Source organism: Marinobacter sp. DY40_1A1 (genome assembly GCF_016597815.1).
GTDB lineage: Bacteria > Pseudomonadota > Gammaproteobacteria > Pseudomonadales > Oleiphilaceae > Marinobacter > Marinobacter xiaoshiensis.
This window is the reverse complement of sequence record NZ_VCHA01000003.1, coordinates 508,297-525,464: the sequence shown is the minus strand read 5'-3', so window position 1 is coordinate 525,464 and position 17,168 is coordinate 508,297. Positions and strand designations below refer to the sequence as shown.

Below are 17,168 nucleotides of genomic sequence, written 5' to 3'. Positions count from 1 at the left end.
CTCAGAAGTGAAACAGGCCTGCGCCGATGGTAGTGTGGCATTTGCCCATGTGAGAGTAGGTCATCGTCAGACTCTTAAGTCCAAACCCCAGCTTCTTGCGAAGCTGGGGTTTTTTTATGCCTGAAATAAATCAGATGCCACGAAAATGGCCCAGCAAGTAGTTGGAACACTCCCTCCGTTGCATCCCGGTGATATACTGTTTCCATAAAACCAAATGCGATACGGAGTACTTCAATGTCTGGCAGCGAACATCTGGTTATTTTCGATACAACTCTTCGTGATGGTGAGCAAAGTCCTGGCGCCACTATGAACAAGGCCGAGAAGCTCCGTATTGCCAAGGCTCTTGAAAAGCTTCGTGTGGATGTCATTGAGGCAGGCTTTGCAATCGCGAGCCAAGGGGATTTTGAAGCTGTTAAGTCCATTGCTGAAACGATCAAAGGCTCAACAATTTGCAGTCTTGCTCGAGCTTTGGATAAGGACATTGATCGGGCAGCTGAAGCGATTCGTCCCGCGGAACGGGGCCGTATACATACGTTTATTGCAACATCGCCCATCCACATGCAGCACAAGCTGCAGATGCTGCCTCACGAAGTCATAGAGCAGGCAGTTCGGTCTGTAAAACGTGCCCGAAGCCATGTCGATGACGTTGAGTTCTCCTGTGAGGATGCTGGCCGGTCTGAGCTGGATTTTCTCTGTAGAATTATTGAGGCGGCCATAGATGCTGGCGCCAACACGATTAATATCCCCGATACGGTTGGTTATGCTGTACCGGAGCAGTTTGCAGAAACTATCCATCAGCTCCTTAATCGTATTCCCAATGCTGATAAAGCCATTTTCTCTGTGCATTGCCATAACGATCTGGGTCTTGCCGTTGCCAACTCTCTGGCAGCGGTAACCCGAGGTGCTCGTCAGGTAGAGTGCACCATCAACGGGTTGGGAGAGCGTGCAGGTAACGCCTCGCTCGAAGAAATTGTAATGGCCGTCCGCACGCGGCAGGATTTTTATAATCTTGATACCCGCATAGATGCCAGCCATATCGTACCTGCCTCACGTCTCGTTTCTACGATTACGGGCTTCCCAGTGCAGCCTAACAAGGCAATTGTAGGGGCCAACGCCTTTGCCCATGAGTCCGGTATACATCAGGATGGCGTGCTCAAGCACCGAGAAACATACGAAATCATGCGAGCAGAAGACGTAGGTTGGCACACCAATAGCTTGGTGCTTGGTAAACACTCAGGTCGCAATGCCTTCCGCACACGCTTGCTAGAACTTGGTATTCAGTTTGAAACTGAAACAGAGTTGAACGAAGCGTTTACCCGCTTCAAAGCTTTGGCTGATTTGAAGCACGAAATTTTTGACGAGGACTTGCAGGCTATTGCCAGCGATACCCGGCAGAAAGATGAAGAGGGCCGCTATGGTTTGGTGTGTCTGCAGGTGTGCTCGGAAACGGGTGTTGTTCCAACAGCAAGCCTGACGTTAACGATGGATGGTAAAGAGCACAAGGTTGAAGCGGAAGGGAGTGGCCCGGTAGATGCTACTTTCAAAGCCATAGAATCGCTGGTTGATTCAGGCTGTAATCTGCAGCTTTACTCAGTCAATAATATCACTAGCGGCACTGACTCCCAGGGGGAGGTTACAGTCAGGCTGGAGCGTGGCGGGCGTATCGTAAACGGCATTGGTGCTGATACCGATATAATCATTGCGTCAGCCAAGGCCTACATTGAGGCGCTTAATCTGATCAGTCGTGGTGGAATTCGACAGCATCCACAGGTTGCGGATGTTTGAATGATTCAGACTGAGTCTCAAAGGCAGTTCTATCTTGGTTCTGCAGGGGTCCGCATGTGGTATGCCCGTGCCCCTCTGCCGGGTGCAGCACCGAGTCCAGAGTTCGTGTTTCCTGAGCCAGATGAGGTTGTACAACATCCTGCAGGAGGCCCGAGGCTTGCGCCCGTAGAGAATGCCAGGGTGCGTGTGCCAGCGGATAGATCCACGGCGAACAAAAAGGGAGTGCAGCGAATCGCTAGTCTTCAGGCGTTAATGGAGAACAAGGCTGTTCCAACAGCGCAGCAGCCAAATCCGCCAAAGCAGAGCCAGCCGGAGGTTTCGGATCCGTCTCCAGAGCATTCGCCGGAGACCGCCGAGCCTTACCCGGACATTGGTTTATCTGCGGTGGAGGCTTTAAGTCTGGGGGTTTTTTATGGTTCAAGGTGCCTCCTTATCGCGGATATTTCCCAAGAAGCGAGCTTGAGCCTCCAGGAAACTCTTGCCACAAACATTCTGAAGAGTCTTGGGGACGAGAAGTTGGAGCCTGTTGCTTGGGTGCGCTGGCCAGTTTTCAAAAACCGCGTCGTACCCGGCAACTCCTTGTCCGATTTGAAGGCTGTGATGCAGCACGTGTTACGTGACATGGATGACAGGAAGGTAATTGTTTTGGGAGGGGATGAGGGCATCGATGAAGCAGACCCCACAGCCGGCTGGCTATACAGCGCTCTTGGGAGAGCTCCAGAAGTAAAATCAACCCACTCGCTGGCAGCTCTTGCCAGCAACCCAGGGCTAAAGCGGTCTCTATGGGAGCTGCTTAAGCCTCTGGCCCAGAAATGACACCAAAAAACTCTGACCTATACGATCCCATGCAGGGTCTTGAGGTGAAAATTCGGCCGCTGGTGCCTGAAGATATGCCAGAGATGCTGGAGGTCGAGCGCCAGGGGCACTCCCATCCCTGGACTGAAGGGGTGTTTCTCGATTGTTTTAAACCTGATTATCGCTTATGGGGTGCCTGGCTCGGCGGGTCGCTTGAAGGGTTTGTAGTCGGAACGTATATGCTGGATGAGGTGCATCTACTGAATATATGTGTTCATCCTCGAAGTCGTAGCCATGGTGTTGGGCGCCTTTTGTTGAGGCACCTCATCGCAGAGGCCACCCATGAAGGCATGAATCAGATGCTTCTTGAGGTCAGGTTAAGTAACAGTGTGGCAAGTAAGCTCTATCGCAACGAAGGGTTTGAAGAAATAGGGCGGCGCCCTGGATACTACCCTGCTGCTTCCGGGAGAGAAGATGCGCGTGTAATGTCGTTGCTTCTGTGCCCTTGATATTGCTGCTTGTGTTCGCGTAATTACCTCTTAGTCCTTATAATGTCTGCCTTCTCCGAACATCTGACGCAGGTTGCTCTTCGACTATGTCTCACCTTTCCCAGGAAGTGGCCAAGCGCCGCACCTTTGCAATCATTTCCCACCCGGACGCCGGTAAAACCACGATTACCGAGAAAGTGCTGTTATTTGGGCACGCTCTTCAGCGGGCGGGAACGGTAAAGGGTAAGAAGTCTGGCCAGCATGCAAAGTCTGACTGGATGGAAATGGAAAAAGAGCGGGGTATTTCGGTAACCACGTCTGTCATGCAGTTTCCTTACGGCGGGAAGCTGGTAAACCTGCTGGATACGCCGGGCCACGAGGATTTCTCGGAAGACACTTATCGTACTCTAACCGCTGTAGACTCCTGCCTCATGGTGATTGACAGCGCAAAAGGCGTTGAGGAACGTACCATCAAATTGATGGAGGTTACCCGGCTCAGGGATACGCCCATCATTACCTTTATGAACAAACTGGACCGGGATACCCGGGACCCGGTTGAACTCATGGATGAGGTGGAAGATGTACTTAACATCGCCTGCGCGCCTATTACCTGGCCCATTGGTATGGGCAAGAGCTTCAAGGGCGTCTATCACTTGCTGCGTAACGAGGTGATTCTTTACCAAAGTGGGCATGGCCATGAGATCCAGGAGGTTCGAACTATCAGCGGGCTGGATAATCCGGAGCTTGATACCGCTCTTGGTGGATACGCCAGCGATTTGCGCGATGAGGTCGAGCTGGTGAAAGGAGCGTCTCACGAATTCGATCAGGAAGCATTTTTGGCCGGTGAGCTTACACCAGTATTTTTCGGTACGGCGCTAGGTAATTTTGGTGTGGATCACATGCTCGATGGTTTGGTGGATTGGGCTCCCCAGCCCCAGCCCCGTGAGACGGATCAACGGCTTGTGCAGCCTGATGACCAAGGGTTCTCTGGCTTTGTTTTTAAAATTCAGGCCAATATGGACCCGCAGCACCGGGACCGGGTCGCATTTATGCGCATAGTGTCGGGCAAGTACAGTCAGGGCATGAAGGCTCGCCATGTGCGTATAGCAAAAGATGTTCGCTTTTCCGATGCGCTGACGTTTATGGCTGGTGATCGTGAGCACGCAGAGGAGGCCTATGCTGGTGATATTATTGGTTTGCATAACCACGGGACCATCCAGTTAGGGGACACCTTTACTGCCGGGGAAGATATGAAGTTCAAGGGTATTCCCAACTTTGCGCCCGAGCTGTTCCGCCGTATCCGCCTCAAGGACCCGTTGAAAGCCAAGCAGCTTCAAAAGGGCTTGATTCAGCTGTCGGAAGAAGGTGCCGTGCAGGTATTCCGGCCTTTGCGCAATAACGACCTGATTGTCGGTGCCGTTGGCGTGCTGCAGTTTGATGTGGTAGTGAGCCGCCTCAAGACTGAGTACAAGGTTGAAGCTGTTTATGAGCCGATCAATGTTGCCACTGCTCGCTGGGTAACCTGCTCTGACGATCGCAAGCTGGATGAGTTTCAGCGAAAAAATAATGACAATCTGGCGCTTGATGGCGGCGACCGCCTTGCCTATATCGCTCCTACAATGGTTAATCTTAATCTGGCCCAGGAGCGCTATCCCGATATTGAGTTCCATAAAACCCGCGAGCACTGATTCATTAGTGGGTGGAGGTTGAATTGAAGCTGGTTGATGCCCATTGCCACTTTGATTTTCCATTTTTTGATGGGCGCCGCGACAGGGAGCTTGATGCTGCGTCCGGGGATGGTCTGGCCGGGCTGGTGATTCCCGGTGTGCGGCGCCCGGATTGGGCGCGTGTTCGCGATACTGCCTTGGCGCATGCTGGCCTCTATTATTGCCTTGGGATCCATCCGTGGTATGTCGGGGAGCACTCTGGCCAGGATTTGGAAATCCTTGAGCGGGCTTTGCGGAAAAGACCTGAACGCTGCGTGGCGATTGGTGAATGTGGGCTGGATCGCCTTCACGGAAACATGAGTGATCAATACCCCTGGTTTGAGGCTCAGATTGGTTTGGCCTCTGAACTGGGTTTTCCTCTTGTTATCCATTCCGTCAGGGCGCACGACGAGGTTCACGCAATGCTTAGGCGCACGAAGTGGAATGGCCGGGCACTGCTGCACGGTTTTTCCGGTAGTTATCAGCAGGCTTTGAAGTTGGTCGACCTTGGATGTTTTATTGGCGTGGGCGGGGTAATTACCCATCCCCGATCGAGTAAAACGCGCGATGCCGTTTCCCGTTTACCGCTGGAGGCTCTCGTGCTTGAGACGGACGCGCCGGACATGGCGCCGGAAGGTGTTGAGCCGGGGGCTAACTCACCTTTGCATCTACGCAGGATTCTTGAGTGCCTCTCTGATATCCGGGGTGAATCCGCGGAATACGTGGCGTCTGTAGTATTATCCAATACCAGGCTGCTTTACGGTGAATCCTTGTGGTAACGACTCGGCAATAAAACTATGTACAGCAGGGTTGGATTTAATTATTCGTTCGAGTATACTTCGCGCCCTGGCTTTTCAAGGCGATGCCACTATCTCAGCCCCGAATAGTGTCACTGCCGATCAAATTACAGGTACAGAACCTCCTCCGGGTGTACTACACTTTCGGGTGGCGGTTTTTAACGTTTCTTTTTATAGCGTTCAAGGCGGAATCAATGAAGACTCTGAGTGCGAAACCAGAAACCGTAAAACGTGACTGGTACGTTGTAGACGCAGCCGGCAAGACGCTGGGTCGTCTGTCAACCGAAATCGCCCGTCGTCTGCGGGGCAAGCATAAGCCTGAGTACACCCCTCATGTAGACACTGGCGATTACATTGTAGTTATCAATGCGGGCCAGGTGCGGGTTACCGGCAACAAGGCATCTGATAAGATGTACTACAGTCATACCGGGTTTCCGGGTGGGATCAAGTCCATCAGCTTCGAGAAGCTGGTTGACAAGGCGCCTGAGCAAGTTATTCAGAAGTCTGTCAAAGGCATGCTTCCCAAAGGCCCGCTTGGTCGTGCCATGTTCAAGAAGCTGAAAATCTATGCCGGCGCTGAGCATCCTCACACAGCCCAGCAGCCCAAAGAACTCGACATTTAACGGAAGGCGGATATGTCTGTAGCACAAAATTACGGTACTGGTCGCCGCAAAACGTCCACGGCTCGGGTGTTCATCAAGCCGGGAAGCGGTAACATTTCAATCAACGGTCGCACAATCGAAGATTTCTTCGGTCGTGAGACTCTTCGCATGATCGTGCGTCAGCCTCTGGTTGTTGCAGAATCTGCGGATCGGTTTGACATCAACATCACTGTTAAGGGTGGTGGTAGTAGTGGTCAGGCGGGCGCAATTCGCCACGGCCTGACCCGTGCTCTGATGGATTACGACGAAACTCTGCGTCCAGCGATGCGTAAAGCGGGTTATGTTACCCGTGATGCTCGTGAAGTTGAGCGTAAGAAAGTTGGTCTGCGTAAGGCGCGTAAGCGTCCACAGTACTCCAAGCGTTAAGTTCCGCTGGAGCAGATCTCAGGAAAACCCGGCTATTTGGTCGGGTTTTTTTGTTTCAGGCACAATGATTGTCAAATTGATCTGGAGCAGAGAAGTCGCTCCGGTGGCGGCTTTCTGACTTGTAAGGACATGGTAATTTCATTACCATTTGTTCGCTTATAATTTTGGATTGTGAAGTCCTTTTCGATGCACACTGTCGGCTTTCTGGCGGGCTGTGACATCGCCTGATGGGAGAGAACCATAATGAATAATGGCGACGTGAGCCAAGGTCGACGCCGGTTTCTTATCGGCGCTACGGCTGCGGTAGGTGGGGTCGGCGTCGTCGGTGCGGCAGTCCCTTTCGTGGCATCCTGGAATCCCAGTGCCAAAGCGGAAGCGGCTGGTGCGCCGGTAACCGTCAATATCAGTAAAATAGAACCAGGTCAGCAGATCACCGTTGAGTGGCGGGGCAAGCCAGTATGGGTCATCCGCCGCACTCCGGAAATGCTGGAGAATATTGTAAAGCTCAACGACAGGGTGAAAGATCCCCAGTCGGAAGAGCCCCAGCAGCCAGATTATGCGGGTGATGTGTACCGCTCAATCAAGCCTGAATTTGTTGTGCTGGTTGGGATATGCACTCACTTGGGCTGCGTTCCGACGTATCGTCCTGAAGTCGCTCCCGCAGATTTGGGCGACGAGTGGCTGGGTGGGCTATTCTGTCCGTGTCACGGTTCACGGTTCGACATGGCTGGACGGGTCCACTCTGCGCAGCCTGCTCCCTTGAACCTTGAAGTGCCGCCTTATCGCTACGACGACGACGCGACTCTCACGATTGGTCTTGATCCGGAGGCAGCGTAATGCAGAAGCTACTTAATTGGGTGGACGAGCGTCTGCCAGTTGTGGATGCCTGGAATAAACACCTGGCTAAATATTACGCGCCGAAAAACTTTAACGTCTGGTATTTTTTCGGTTCTCTGGCAATGCTTGTACTGGTGAACCAGTTGGTCACGGGTATCTGGCTTACCATGAGCTATAATCCCACCGGTGAGGGGGCCTTCGCTTCCGTCGAGTACATCATGCGTGATGTGCAGTGGGGGTGGCTCTTGCGTTACCTGCACTCCACGGGTGCCTCCGCTTTCTTCATTGTGGTGTACCTTCACATGTTCCGCGGTCTTATGTACGGATCGTACCAGAAGCCGCGTGAGTTGATCTGGTTGTTCGGGATGCTGATCTACCTGGTGCTGATGGCGGAAGCCTTCATGGGCTATTTGTTGCCGTGGGGACAGATGTCTTTCTGGGGCGCACAGGTAATTGTTAACCTCTTTGGCGCCATCCCGGTTATCGGGGAAGACTTGTCTTTGTGGATTCGTGGTGATTACCTGATTTCCGGTATTACTCTGAACCGCTTCTTTGCATTGCATGTAGTCGCGCTTCCGATCGTATTGTTGGGCCTGGTTGTTCTTCACATTCTTGCTTTGCATGAAGTGGGCTCCAATAACCCTGACGGTATTGAAATCAAGAAGAACAAGGATGAAAACGGCATTCCGAAAGACGGTATTCCGTTCCACCCCTACTACTCCGTGCACGATCTTGTGGGCGTGGCCGTATTCTTCTTTATCTTCTTTATCGTAGTGTTCTTCTTCCCTGAGATGGGTGGTCTGTTTATAGAGAAGCCGAACTTTGAGCCTGCAAATGCGCTGAAGACACCTGAGCATATTGCGCCTGTGTGGTACTTCACACCCTTCTACGCCATGTTGCGTGCGGTAACGGTTGATCTGTTCGGCCTGTCTGCAAAGTTCTGGGGTGTTGTGGTTATGGGTGGAGCTATCGCGATATTGTTTGTCCTGCCGTGGCTGGATCGGAGCCCCGTTCGCTCCATTCGCTACAAGGGCTGGTTGAGCAAGATTGCCTTGACGCTGTTCGCGATCAGCTTTGTTATTCTCGGCTATCTTGGGCTGGTTCCCGCTACCGAGGGTCGCACCACTGCTGCACAGATACTGACAGTAGTGTATTTCCTCTACTTCATTCTGATGCCGTTCTACACGCGCATGGAGAAAACCAAGCCAGTACCAGAGAGGGTGACAGGATAATGAGAAAGCTGATTTTTGGTCTTTTCATCGCATTCCTGCCGGTTCTCGGACTGGCAGCCGGTGCCGGCGTTCCGCTTGACCACATCAAAACGGATCACACAGACAAAGCATCATTGCAGCGCGGTGCGGCAATGTTCACGAACTACTGCATGGGGTGTCACTCCATGGAGTATGCCCGTTACAAGCGGGTTGCTGACGATCTGGAGATCCCGGTCAAGTTGTTCGAGGAGAATCTGATTTTCACCGGCGCCCAGATTGGTGAGCTGATGAAGAACTCCATGAACAAGGATATGGCAGCTGACTGGTTTGGTGCTCCGCCACCAGATCTTACTCTGGAAAGCCGCTTGCGTGGCGAGTCCTGGTTGTACTCCTATCTGCGTGGCTTCTACAAAGACGAGTCTCGCCCACTAGGTGTGAACAACGTGGTGTTCGACAAGGTAGGCATGCCTCATGTTCTGGTCGACCTTCAGGGTTTGTGTGCGGTTGAGCCCAATATTGGCAAAAAAGCCAGTGTTGAGCCTCTGAGTGGCAACATCAGGAACGCAGGTGCTTGTCCGGAGTATGCCATTGAGGGCAGTATGACTGGCGCTGAGTTTGATCAGGCCATGTACGACATGACAAACTTTATGTCTTACATGGCGGATCCGATCAAAGTTGAGCGTGAGCGCCTCGGGATATTCGTATTGATCTTTGTCGCTATTTTCTTTGTCTTCGCCTACCTGCTCAATCGTGAGTACTGGAAGGACGTGCACTGAGAAATAGGGTATAATCCTGTTCCCTGAGTTCCAGTGGGCGTTAATTGGCCCGCTGGAATTTTTGCGTTTTTCAGGTCCATTTCGGTTTGTTTACTCGTGAGGTAGTTCTATGGGCGTTGTGACTAAGCGGTCATCGATGACATTTTTCTCAGACCCGGCCAGCCACTATAGCCACAGAGTGCGCATTGTGCTGGCAGAGAAGGGTGTTACCGTTGATATCGTTGATGTTGACCCGGATAATCCGCCAGCTGAAGTGGCTGATATGAATCCGTATAACGCCCTGCCAACATTGGTAGATCGTGATCTGGTTCTGTATGAGCCTAACATCATGATGGAATATCTTGATGAGCGTTTTCCGCACCCCCCGCTGCTGCCGGTTTATCCGGTCGCGCGTGCTAATAGTCGTTTGATGATCCACCGGATCCAAAGAGACTGGTGTGGTTTGGTTGACCAGATTCTGCTTCAGCCAAATGCTAAGGCTTCGGAGGCTGCTCGTAAGGAATTACGTGAAGGTCTGCTTGCTGCAGGACCTTTGTTCGGTGAGATGCCGTTTTTCCTCTCTGAGGAGTTCACAATTGTGGACTGCTGTATTGCACCCATTCTCTGGCGTTTGCCTGCCCTTGGCATTGAGCTTAATGATAAGCAGGCCAAGCCACTCCAGAAGTATATGGACAACTTGTTCGCTCGTGAGGGCTTCAAGGCTAGCCTTTCTGATCTCGAAGAAGACATCCGTAGCTGATTTGGCTGGCGTCCGCGATAGAGAACAGGAGAAACGCAGTGCCTGATAACAAGATCACCATGACTTCCAGTCGCCCCTATTTGGTGCGCGCTTTTAATGAGTGGATACTGGATAATGACTGCACTCCGTACATAGTAGTGGATGCGGGCATTCAGGGTGTTCAGGTGCCGACAGCGCATGTGGCGAATGGCCAGATTGTTCTGAATATTAGCCCGGGTGCAGTGCGTTCGCTGGTTGTTGGCAATAGTGCTCTGGAGTTCAGTGCGCGATTTGGCGGTGTGCCTATGCAGGTGTTCATTCCTCTGCAGGCGGTCATGGCCATTTACGCGAAAGAGAATGGCGAAGGCATGGTGTTTGGTAGTGAGCCGGGCTCTCCGGATCCGGACGGCACTAATGATCGCGAGAATTCCAGGCAGAATGGTCAGGAAGAGCGGCCTTCTGGGCGGCCTACGCTGAAGGTCGTGAAGTAAGTTACAAGTATTAGGTTCAAGTTCTGACAAAAATGCCGGCGCAAGCCGGCATTTTTGTTCAGCTCCCAAATAGTTTTCCGTCTACCAGCGAACACAGGGCATTGATCACCAGCATAAGCAGAGGTGTGGCCTCAGTGGGAGACAGGTCGTTTAATGCGATCTCGTGGTCTTCTGAGTGCATCAGGGAGGTTATGTCGGACTTCTCCCGTGCGCTTAGCACAACCACATTCATTTCCCTGTCGTGGGCTGCCTGGATAGCCTGAATGAGGTTGGCTTTGTGGCCGTCATCAACAATCACGAACAGAAGGTCTCCAGGTTTGCCTATGGCTTTAACCTGGCGTGAGAAGGTGTCATTAAAACGGTTGTCACGACAGATAGCTGAATAGGTAGTGGCGTCTGCTCCCAGGTTGATGGCTGGAAGGGCTGGCCGGTCTTGTTCAAAGCGATTAAGAAAAGCCGTACAGAAATACTGAGCGACTACGTTGGCGTTACCATTGGCGCAGGTGATGATTTTCCCGTCATGGAGTAGTGCGTTTACGAAGGCGTCCGCTGCCTGCTCTATGGCTGGGCCAACACTGCTTGCCGCTTGTGCAGTGTGCTCCATGTGGCTGGCAAATAACTGGTTGATCATGTTGCCCATGTCGTTCATCAGAGTCTATATATCCGCCTGGATTGCATTTTTGATCCATTGTACCCGGTATTTTTTTACGGTTCCCGGGCTGATTGCCACTACGTCTATTCGGGTGTTGGCGTCCCAGAGGTGGTGGCGATGCAGATAGAAGGATGCAGCTTTCAGAAGCCGCTTTTGCTTCGGGTAAGAAATCGAGCTGGCTGGGTCAACAAGACTGCCACTGCCTCGGTATCGCACTTCGAAGAAAACGAGGGTGTCCTGGTCTTGCCCTATTAGATCTATCTCGCCGCCGCGGCTGTACACGTTGCGCTCCCGGATATGTACTCCGTGAGCCTCAAGGTATCGCGCGGCTACACCTTCAAAATACGTTCCAATGGCTTTTCGGCCTTCCATGGCGCTTGCTTTCCATGTGAGAGTGGCTGTCAGTTTGTCAGCATCTGAGGGCTCGCTGCGTCTTCATTGTCTTCAGGGGCTGGTTCGGGTAGCCGTTTGGGTGTCCCGTTCCTGAATTGAGCCCAAAGTTGCTGCCTGTGAATGCTTCCTTCAGGGGTCATGGTAAGTTGACCTGTTTGTCCATCGATTGAAGCGGTCTGGACCTGGCGAAGCAAGGGGAGACGTTTGCTCAGTTGCCATGCATCGGCTCCCATGGCAAATAGCCGACCGAGTTGGCCTCGGGTACCCGGTAAGGCCTTGGCTGCCTCTTCACGCAATGGGTTTTTATCGTTTAGCACCCAGGGGATGTCCGTGAAAACTACCCGGTTGAGATCGCGATCGCGGCCAGCATCTGGTGTGCCTTCGTAAATAATTGAAGGTGAATAGACCGGCAGGTCGCCTCCAAAATAGTAGGCGAACAGGGGTTTGAGTTGGCGAGCAACGGCTGGCTCGGCCACCATGACAATCGCCTCTGCATCCTGTCTGCGGCGCGGTTCGAACTCTACGTTCAGTCCAATGGTTCGCTCAACCTGAATGGCTCGGTCCCGCGACACGGTGATGCCTAGCAGGTCTGCAGTGACAGCTCGCAGGTTGTCCTCGCGGAAGAAGCGTTCTATATCCAGAGCAATTGCGCCGTTCTGCTGCATACGCTTCAGCAGGGCTGCCTCGACGCGGTCACCCCACTCACCCTGGGGAATCAGCACCAGAACCTGGTTGATGTTTTGCCCGGACAGTCTGTCTGCAATTTGACGGGCTTCGTCCTCAGCCGATAGGCCAAACTGGTACAAGCCATCGGGCAGCGTTGTGCCATCAGGCAGGTAGTTAAGTCCCAGCGCTGGAACGGGTAGAGTTTTCATGTTTGTAAGGCTTGCCAGGGCTTCCTTCTCAAGGGGGCCGATAATCAGGTCCATATCTTCAGCAGCAAGTTCTTTGTAGAGTTTTTCAAACGGTTTGCCGGATGTATCAATGACGCGAATGTCGGTTTTGCTTCGATCTGCTGATTTATCCTGATAGTAAGCCGCCAGGAACCCATCTCGAATGGCTTTGCCAGCACTGGCCAAAGGGCCATTAAGTGGCAGGGCGAGCGCGATTTTTTCTGGCCGGCTTTCCGCCAGGTTGGCGATGAGTTGAAGTTCTGACGGCAGTATCTGCGCAGCAGGGTGCCCGGGCCGGCTATTTTGCCAGCGCCTGATAATTCGGCCTTGATCGTCGATGCTGAGTCCGGGTGTACGAATGCTGACTGCGAGTTCGAGCCATCCCTCAGTTTCAAAACCGATGCTCCGCTCTTTTGCGGCTGCGAGTTTTTGATCTGGAACCGCTTTCAGGAATGCCCAGATCTGGTCATGTATCTGCTGCGGATTTACATTGCCGTCAGATTGGGAGAGCAGCACTAGTGTCATGGCGGCGGAGAGACGGTCATCTACGAGGGCATAGGTTTCGGCCTGAAGGTTGGCAGCCCGGCTAACGAGTTCCGAGTTGTAGCCTTTGAAGTTGTCTGGAGAAATTTTGGTGACAATGCTACCTGCCCACTCGCGATCTTCGAGGGCCACTGCGCTGGCCATGGAGAGTAGTTGCTTTTGTGCATGGAGGGCAGGTGCGGGTTGCGCCAGTTGAGTGCTCTGCAGTAATGTGCGGGCGGCGCGGTGGTCATCCCGATCCTGGAACTGGCTGGCGACCTTTAGAAGGTATCGCTGCGCAACTTCAGGGTTGCTTTCTTTTGCCGCAAGCTCAAGTGCCTGGGAAGGAGACTGGGCAATGTGCGAGTCCAGGTCGATACTGGCGCACCCTGCAAACAGCAGGGTGAGCATGAAAATACCGGCCAGGGCACGATGATTAGCAGGATTCTTTGTCATGGCAAGCTCTATAGATTCCGGAGTTTTGGCTTGTGGCGTCGATCTGATGGTGGCAAGTTTAACAGCTCCCGGGCCAATTCACATGACGCAGGTGTCATGGTGGCGCCGTCTCTCCATGCGAGGCACACATTTTGAAATCTGAATCGGATCAGCCTGCCGTGCAGGTAATAAGGTCAGGTGATAATCGGGGAACGCTCTATATCGTTGCGACCCCTATTGGCAATATGGATGATCTATCACCGCGCGCGGTTAAGGTGCTTTCGAGCGTGGCCGTCATTGCGGCAGAGGATACTCGCCACAGTGGGCGGTTGTTACAACATATTGGTATCAGCAAGCCGTTGATCGCATTACATGATCACAATGAGCGGGGCAGGGTTCAGAATATACTGGAGCAGCTGTTGGCTGGTGCTGATGTTGCTTTGATCTCAGACGCGGGCACGCCGTTAATCTCCGATCCGGGTTATGTGCTGGTTCGGGAAGCCAGGGCGGAAGGGCTGCGGGTTAGCCCGATACCCGGGCCTTGCGCGCTGGTAGCTGCCCTGAGTGCTGCGGGTCTGCCCACCGACCGGTTTTTGTTCGTGGGTTTTCTGCCCGCAAAGGGTGCTGGTCGGCGCACAGCCCTGGAAGAGCTTCGCAAGGAGGTTGCGACGCTGGTGTTTTACGAGTCGCCTCACAGGATACTGAATACAGTCGCGGATATAGCGGAGGTTATGGGGGCGCAGCGGGAGATTGTGCTTGGTCGCGAGATCACCAAGGCCTTTGAAACGTTCTATTCTGGTACGGTAGCAGATGTGCACGCCACCTTGACGGATGACCCCCACGGCAGTCGTGGCGAGTTCGTTGTGATGGTGCGAGGAGCGGAAAAGGCCGAGGCCGGGTTGATGGCCGGTGAATTGGATGTTGATCATTTGCTGGGCCTTCTGATGGCGGAGCTGCCGCTGAAAAAAGTGGCAAAGATAGCCTCCGGTTTGAGTGGCCTTAGCAAGAACGAACTGTATCAGCGTGCCTTGGAGCTCAAGGAGGGTTGACCTTTTGTTCTGCGCTTTTCCTTGCATGGTGCGTGGTGCAATAGTATTGTCTCGCCCGAGCTCGCCAGACAGTCGCCGCCGGTTTTTACCGGGGGAGGAAAGTCCGGGCTCCGCAGGGCAAGGTGCCAGGTAACTCCTGGGCGGCGTGAGCCGACGGAAAGTGCAACAGAAAGTAGACCGCCTAAGTGTTCGTGATTCGTTCGCGGACACCGGTAAGGGTGAAACGGTGCGGTAAGAGCGCACCGCGTGGCTGGCAACAGTCCACGGCGATGGTAAACCCCACCTGGAGCAAGACCAAATAGGAGTCCTATGGCGTGGCCCGCGCTGGACTCGGGTAGGTTGCTTGAGGCCTGTGGTGACGCAGGCCCTAGATGAATGACTGTCCAAGACAGAACCCGGCTTATCGGCGAGCTCGCCTTTTTTCCCTTCATGAAGCCTGTTTATTATCACTGCATATTTCTTATAGCCAAAAAATCTTAAACCTCACTTGTCTTCTTCAGACATTTTTGCAGGTGTTTGATTTTCCTTCTTTTCTTTTCCGTAATGTCACCTCTGACTCACACGAGTCGCCGTAACCTGTTGTCATAAAAGGAACTTTCCCAAGAGTGGCGTCGTTGACGGCGCTTGCATTGTGAATTGCGTGTTTCTATAGTGTGCACAAGTGGGAAAAAGTGGTTTCTAGTGGTTATTTGTGGAATTTGAGTCTCCAGAGACGGTGTAAATGAGCAATTTTCTCGGCAGTCATGCCATCAATATGGATGCAAAGGGTCGCTTGGCGATCCCCGCCAAGGTGCGCGAGACCCTCGCGCAAGCCTGTGGTGGCCGCATTGTATTGACTGCAAATGCTGATGAAGAGCGCTGTGTACTGGTTTACCCGGAGCCTGAGTGGGAGATTCTTCGTGTGAAGATCGAAGATCTTCCCAACATGAAAAAGCCAGTTCGTCGTCTGCAGCGCCTGGTCTTAGGTAATGCAGCGCCCATGGAAATGGACTCGGCCGGTCGCATTCTGGTACCACCAACCTTGCGCAGGCACGCCAATCTGGAAAAAAAGCTGATGCTCGTCGGGCAGGGCAAGAAGCTGGAGTTATGGAGTGAAGAGCGTTGGTTCGAATGGCTGGACGAGACTTCATGCGATGAAGACATTCCGCCCGAGATGGAGGCGCTTTCCCTATGACCTCTGATCGCAAGCCGGAGGCCGGAGCGGAATTTTCCCATCGCTCGGTGCTCCTGGATTCGGCGGTCGACTATATGGTCAGCGATCCCGATGGTAGCTATGTAGACGCAACATTCGGCCGCGGTGGGCATAGTCAGCTCGTTTTGGGGTGTTTGGGTACCTCTGGCCAGTTGCTGGGCATCGACAAAGACCCCGAGGCGATCCTCGTAGCTGAAAAGCTTGCGGAAGCCGATTCCCGTTTCAAGTATTTTCACGGCTCCTTTGCTGAGCTCGGCCGCGCTGTGTCTGAAGCAGGTTGGGAGCAGGTTGATGGCGTGCTGATGGATCTTGGTGTCTCGTCGCCGCAGCTGGATGATGCGTCCAGAGGCTTCAGCTTTATGCGTGATGGTCCCCTTGATATGCGCATGAACCCCCAGCAGTCGCCAAGTGCGGCAGAGTGGTTGATGTATGCCGAAGAACAGGAAATTGCAGATGTGATTTTTCGCTACGGCGAGGAGAAATTCTCCCGCCGCATTGCTCGGCAGGTCGTTGAGCGGCGTAAAGAAGCACCGATCGAAACAACACTTCAGTTGGCCGCATTGGTCAGCGAAGCCGTGCCCAGGAAAGAGAAGCATAAACACCCGGCAACCCGGACGTTCCAGGCGATACGAATCTTTATAAATCGCGAGTTGGAAGATCTGGAAATCGGGTTGCAGGCGGCGGTCGACAGGCTTGCGCCTGGTGGACGGTTGGTTGTGATCAGTTTTCACTCGCTGGAAGACCGGCTGGTAAAGCGCTTTATGCGAGATCTCGCTCGCGGCCCCAGGTTACCCAAGGGTATTCCGGTAACGGCGGCACAGGAGACTTCGGATTTCAGGTTGATAGGCAAGGCGAGCAAGGCCGGTGCCGGTGAGGTTAGTGAGAATGTTCGGGCCCGTAGTGCTGTTATGAGGGTTCTTGAGCGTATCGACAATACAAAGACGTCGCAGGGGAGCGCGTAATTATGGGCGCCATAGCCATAGAAACGGCTGTAAAGCCGGCAAAGTTGAACAAGGAAAAGGTTCGTGAGGGTGTCGTGGCAGCTGTGCGAATCTCCCGACGGGTTTTCGATGCCACGCGCCAAAAAAATGTTTTGGTGTCTCTGGGCTTGGCTGTGCTGCTTGTGGGTTCGTCCATAGGTGTTGTTGTGAGTGCCCATGAGAACCGCGCGCTGTTCAATACCCTGTCTCAGCTGCAGGCAGAGCGTGACAGTTTTCAGGCCGAATGGAGTCAGTTGCTTCTGGAGCAAAGCTCCATGGGTGGCCACGGTCGCGTCGAGCGGCTAGCGGCAGAACGTTTCAATATGGTGGTGCCTGGGCGTCAGGATATTGTTCTGGTGCCCCTGATGTCGCCGCTGGCATCCCGGTAATTTACAACAATAACAACTTCAGGGTGATCTG

The 17,168-nt window shown here is 53.2% G+C and carries 19 protein-coding genes and 1 other RNA gene; 17 read left to right on the top strand and 3 right to left on the bottom strand.

The window, feature by feature from the left end; genetic code table 11:
• The first annotated feature begins 234 nt into the window (after window positions 1-234).
• The 12 genes from FFI61_RS10895 to FFI61_RS10840 all read left to right on the top strand — a co-directional run bounded on the left by FFI61_RS10895 (window position 235) and on the right by FFI61_RS10840 (window position 10,632).
• Window positions 235-1,785, top strand: a complete 1,551-nt coding sequence (locus FFI61_RS10895; RefSeq protein WP_200370325.1) for a 2-isopropylmalate synthase — start codon at window positions 235-237, stop codon at window positions 1,783-1,785.
• The gene (locus FFI61_RS10890) at window positions 1,786-2,601 is read left to right on the top strand and encodes a 2-isopropylmalate synthase (RefSeq protein ID WP_200370324.1); all 816 of its coding nucleotides are present in this window, start codon (window positions 1,786-1,788) and stop codon (window positions 2,599-2,601) included.
• Window positions 2,598-3,089, top strand: a complete 492-nt coding sequence (gene rimI, locus FFI61_RS10885) for a ribosomal protein S18-alanine N-acetyltransferase (protein WP_227714819.1) — start codon at window positions 2,598-2,600, stop codon at window positions 3,087-3,089. Before FFI61_RS10890 ends, rimI begins: the two co-directional genes overlap by 4 nt.
• Before the next feature lie 86 nt (window positions 3,090-3,175).
• The gene (prfC, locus tag FFI61_RS10880; RefSeq protein WP_200370323.1) at window positions 3,176-4,756 is read left to right on the top strand and encodes a peptide chain release factor 3; all 1,581 of its coding nucleotides are present in this window, start codon (window positions 3,176-3,178) and stop codon (window positions 4,754-4,756) included.
• 23 nt (window positions 4,757-4,779) lie between these two features.
• Window positions 4,780-5,553 carry a TatD family hydrolase gene (locus tag FFI61_RS10875; RefSeq protein ID WP_200370322.1) on the top strand — a complete coding sequence of 258 codons (774 nt, stop codon included), beginning with the start codon at window positions 4,780-4,782 and terminating at the stop codon, window positions 5,551-5,553.
• A gap of 212 nt (window positions 5,554-5,765) precedes the next feature.
• On the top strand, window positions 5,766-6,194 hold the full coding sequence (gene rplM, locus FFI61_RS10870) for a 50S ribosomal protein L13 (RefSeq protein WP_144780435.1): 429 nt from the start codon (window positions 5,766-5,768) through the stop codon (window positions 6,192-6,194).
• Between the two features lie 12 nt (window positions 6,195-6,206).
• Window positions 6,207-6,599: a 30S ribosomal protein S9 gene (gene rpsI, locus FFI61_RS10865; RefSeq protein ID WP_200202095.1), complete on the top strand. Its 393-nt coding sequence runs from the start codon at window positions 6,207-6,209 to the stop codon at window positions 6,597-6,599.
• Between the two features lie 243 nt (window positions 6,600-6,842).
• Window positions 6,843-7,436, top strand: coding sequence for a ubiquinol-cytochrome c reductase iron-sulfur subunit (gene petA, locus FFI61_RS10860; protein WP_200202094.1), 594 nt, complete (start codon window positions 6,843-6,845; stop codon window positions 7,434-7,436).
• Window positions 7,436-8,668, top strand: coding sequence for a cytochrome b (locus tag FFI61_RS10855; protein WP_200202093.1), 1,233 nt, complete (start codon window positions 7,436-7,438; stop codon window positions 8,666-8,668). The genes petA and FFI61_RS10855 overlap by 1 nt, the downstream gene beginning before the upstream one ends.
• Entirely contained in the window at window positions 8,668-9,423 is a 756-nt protein-coding gene (locus tag FFI61_RS10850; RefSeq protein ID WP_200202092.1) for a cytochrome c1, read from the top strand. Before FFI61_RS10855 ends, FFI61_RS10850 begins: the two co-directional genes overlap by 1 nt.
• Before the next feature lie 109 nt (window positions 9,424-9,532).
• On the top strand, window positions 9,533-10,162 hold the full coding sequence (locus FFI61_RS10845; protein ID WP_200202091.1) for a glutathione S-transferase N-terminal domain-containing protein: 630 nt from the start codon (window positions 9,533-9,535) through the stop codon (window positions 10,160-10,162).
• A gap of 59 nt (window positions 10,163-10,221) precedes the next feature.
• Window positions 10,222-10,632, top strand: coding sequence for a ClpXP protease specificity-enhancing factor (locus tag FFI61_RS10840; RefSeq protein ID WP_200202123.1), 411 nt, complete (start codon window positions 10,222-10,224; stop codon window positions 10,630-10,632).
• A 58-nt stretch (window positions 10,633-10,690) separates the two neighbouring features.
• Here FFI61_RS10840 and FFI61_RS10835 read toward each other — a convergent pair whose 3' ends face one another.
• Genes FFI61_RS10835 through FFI61_RS10825 form a run of 3 tightly spaced genes read right to left on the bottom strand, consistent with a single transcriptional unit; the run spans window position 10,691 to window position 13,548 of the window.
• Complete coding sequence (locus FFI61_RS10835) at window positions 10,691-11,281, bottom strand: SIS domain-containing protein (RefSeq protein WP_200370321.1); 591 nt, start codon at window positions 11,279-11,281, stop codon at window positions 10,691-10,693.
• A gap of 6 nt (window positions 11,282-11,287) precedes the next feature.
• Window positions 11,288-11,656, bottom strand: coding sequence for a YraN family protein (locus FFI61_RS10830; RefSeq protein WP_200202089.1), 369 nt, complete (start codon window positions 11,654-11,656; stop codon window positions 11,288-11,290).
• 29 nt (window positions 11,657-11,685) lie between these two features.
• The gene (locus FFI61_RS10825; RefSeq protein WP_200370319.1) at window positions 11,686-13,548 is read right to left on the bottom strand and encodes a penicillin-binding protein activator; all 1,863 of its coding nucleotides are present in this window, start codon (window positions 13,546-13,548) and stop codon (window positions 11,686-11,688) included.
• A gap of 131 nt (window positions 13,549-13,679) precedes the next feature.
• Between FFI61_RS10825 and rsmI the strand changes: the two genes are divergently transcribed.
• The 5 genes from rsmI (at window position 13,680) to ftsL (ending at window position 17,137) form a co-directional block, all read left to right on the top strand.
• A complete protein-coding gene (rsmI, locus tag FFI61_RS10820; RefSeq protein WP_200370317.1) occupies window positions 13,680-14,576 on the top strand; it encodes a 16S rRNA (cytidine(1402)-2'-O)-methyltransferase in 897 nt (298 codons plus the stop codon).
• Between the two features lie 56 nt (window positions 14,577-14,632).
• Window positions 14,633-14,995, top strand: an RNA gene (gene rnpB / locus FFI61_RS10815) — RNase P RNA component class A.
• 302 nt (window positions 14,996-15,297) lie between these two features.
• On the top strand, window positions 15,298-15,750 hold the full coding sequence (gene mraZ, locus FFI61_RS10810; RefSeq protein WP_200202086.1) for a division/cell wall cluster transcriptional repressor MraZ: 453 nt from the start codon (window positions 15,298-15,300) through the stop codon (window positions 15,748-15,750).
• Window positions 15,747-16,730 carry a 16S rRNA (cytosine(1402)-N(4))-methyltransferase RsmH gene (gene rsmH, locus FFI61_RS10805; protein ID WP_200370315.1) on the top strand — a complete coding sequence of 328 codons (984 nt, stop codon included), beginning with the start codon at window positions 15,747-15,749 and terminating at the stop codon, window positions 16,728-16,730. Before mraZ ends, rsmH begins: the two co-directional genes overlap by 4 nt.
• A gap of 2 nt (window positions 16,731-16,732) precedes the next feature.
• Window positions 16,733-17,137: a cell division protein FtsL gene (gene ftsL, locus FFI61_RS10800; protein WP_200370313.1), complete on the top strand. Its 405-nt coding sequence runs from the start codon at window positions 16,733-16,735 to the stop codon at window positions 17,135-17,137.
• The last annotated feature ends 31 nt before the right edge of the window (window positions 17,138-17,168 follow it).

Bases quoted from the DNA above. Each gene is read 5' to 3' on its own strand.
- FFI61_RS10835 (WP_200370321.1), bottom strand. From the start codon at position 11,281: ATGAACGACATGGGCAACATGATCAACCAGTTATTTGCCAGCCACATG.
- FFI61_RS10840 (WP_200202123.1), top strand. From the start codon at position 10,222: ATGACTTCCAGTCGCCCCTATTTGGTGCGCGCTTTTAATGAGTGGATA.
- FFI61_RS10845 (WP_200202091.1), top strand. From the start codon at position 9,533: ATGGGCGTTGTGACTAAGCGGTCATCGATGACATTTTTCTCAGACCCG.
- rimI (WP_227714819.1), top strand. From the start codon at position 2,598: ATGACACCAAAAAACTCTGACCTATACGATCCCATGCAGGGTCTTGAG.
- ftsL (WP_200370313.1), top strand. From the start codon at position 16,733: ATGGGCGCCATAGCCATAGAAACGGCTGTAAAGCCGGCAAAGTTGAAC.
- rpsI (WP_200202095.1), top strand. From the start codon at position 6,207: ATGTCTGTAGCACAAAATTACGGTACTGGTCGCCGCAAAACGTCCACG.
- rplM (WP_144780435.1), top strand. From the start codon at position 5,766: ATGAAGACTCTGAGTGCGAAACCAGAAACCGTAAAACGTGACTGGTAC.
- petA (WP_200202094.1), top strand. From the start codon at position 6,843: ATGAATAATGGCGACGTGAGCCAAGGTCGACGCCGGTTTCTTATCGGC.
- mraZ (WP_200202086.1), top strand. From the start codon at position 15,298: ATGAGCAATTTTCTCGGCAGTCATGCCATCAATATGGATGCAAAGGGT.
- FFI61_RS10850 (WP_200202092.1), top strand. From the start codon at position 8,668: ATGAGAAAGCTGATTTTTGGTCTTTTCATCGCATTCCTGCCGGTTCTC.
- rsmH (WP_200370315.1), top strand. From the start codon at position 15,747: ATGACCTCTGATCGCAAGCCGGAGGCCGGAGCGGAATTTTCCCATCGC.
- FFI61_RS10895 (WP_200370325.1), top strand. From the start codon at position 235: ATGTCTGGCAGCGAACATCTGGTTATTTTCGATACAACTCTTCGTGAT.
- FFI61_RS10855 (WP_200202093.1), top strand. From the start codon at position 7,436: ATGCAGAAGCTACTTAATTGGGTGGACGAGCGTCTGCCAGTTGTGGAT.
- prfC (WP_200370323.1), top strand. From the start codon at position 3,176: ATGTCTCACCTTTCCCAGGAAGTGGCCAAGCGCCGCACCTTTGCAATC.
- FFI61_RS10825 (WP_200370319.1), bottom strand. From the start codon at position 13,548: ATGACAAAGAATCCTGCTAATCATCGTGCCCTGGCCGGTATTTTCATG.
- FFI61_RS10830 (WP_200202089.1), bottom strand. From the start codon at position 11,656: ATGGAAGGCCGAAAAGCCATTGGAACGTATTTTGAAGGTGTAGCCGCG.
- FFI61_RS10890 (WP_200370324.1), top strand. From the start codon at position 1,786: ATGATTCAGACTGAGTCTCAAAGGCAGTTCTATCTTGGTTCTGCAGGG.